Annotated in this window: 2 pseudogenes; both read left to right on the top strand. The window is 68.7% G+C overall.

Annotated features, from left to right (window positions below):
* Positions 1-94 precede the first annotated feature (94 nt).
* Positions 95-730: pseudogene (locus tag OP79_RS48955) on the top strand (IS1380 family transposase); the annotation flags it as partial.
* A 283-nt stretch (positions 731-1,013) separates the two neighbouring features.
* Positions 1,014-1,372, top strand: a pseudogene (locus OP79_RS48950) (helix-turn-helix domain-containing protein); the annotation flags it as partial.

Below are 1,372 nucleotides of genomic sequence, written 5' to 3'. Positions count from 1 at the left end.
ACCGACTGGACGTCCATCGACGTGATCGACTCGGCGGCCTCCTCCACCAGTACACACACGCCGCCTGACCGGCACGGACGTAATAATCGGCACCCGCAGGCTGTCGTACTCGGTCGGCATGACCATCACCGACGCCATCCACGCCGCGGTGCTTCGCATCCCGGCCACCGCCTGGACGGCCGCCGTCGAGCCGGACGGTGAGATCCGCGACGGGGCCTGGGTGGCCGAACTCGACGGCGACTGCCTCAAGGGCTGGCCCGAAGGGATGCGGCTGCTCGTGCGCAAGGAACGCCCACATCCGGGCGCCCAGTTGCGCTTCACCGACGCCGACGGCATGCGGCTGACCTGCTTCGCCACCAACACCACGAACACCCCGATCGCCGCGCTGGAGTTGCGCCATCGCCAGCACGCACGGGCCGAGGACCGCATCCGCGCCGCCCGCGCCACCGGCCTGCGCAACCTCCCGCTCCACGACATGGCACAGAACCAGATCTGGCTGGAGATCGTCCAGATCGCCCTGGACCTGCTCGCCTGGATGCCGATGCTCGCCCTGACCGGCAAGCCCCGCCTGTGGGAACCCCGCAGACTCCGCCTGCGGCTGTTCTCCACCGCCGCCCAGCTCGTCACCACCGGACGCCGCCGCATCCTCCGCCTCGCCCGCCACTGGCCCTGGACCCACCTGATCACCGGCGCCCTGGATCGACTCGACACCCTCCCGAACCCCGACTGACCAGCACTTTCCCGTCCCTGCGAGCAGCACCACCCCACCGGAACCGTGGAACCCGGCGCCCACCCGACGCGACAGCCGGGCCACCGACATGCCCACTACCTCCTCAACACGCCGAAACGGCCCGCCAGTTGGACTGACGAGCCGTCATGAAACGCCGAGGTTAGGAACTCGGCACGGCAGGCACTTGAACCGCAGCGGCGTCCGGACAGAACATGTACGCCACAAGAAGGCGTCGGAACATCGAACACGAGGTGGATCACCGGAGATGAACAGCACTGGATCGGTGACCGACCTGGCGCCCGGGGCGTTCGCCGTGGATTCCAGGGTCCCGGGTGCGGCACCGCGAGGATTCGATGCCTTCCGTCGTAAATGGCAGACGCAGATCGGCGATGTCTTCCCCCTGCCGGCCTTCAGCCCGGCCACGATCGCCGACTTCCGGCTCAAGGGATCCGTCGCCCGGGTGCGCGATGTGGTGATCGCTGATCTCCACATGGCGTCGGCCACCCGGATCGCGGACCCCGCGGGCGGCGATCGGGACCTGGTGGAGATCCACGTATTGCGGCGCGGCGCATGGACGTTGGGCGGCCTGCCCGATCGCGACGAGCACACCGTATCGACCGGGCAGTTCCTTTTCCGGCACTT

Origin of the sequence: Streptomyces yerevanensis, assembly GCF_000716805.1 — a bacterium.
GTDB lineage: Bacteria > Actinomycetota > Actinomycetes > Streptomycetales > Streptomycetaceae > Streptomyces > Streptomyces flaveus.
Note: the sequence above shows the minus strand (reverse complement) of the source record. Positions and strands in the feature narration are given on the sequence as shown.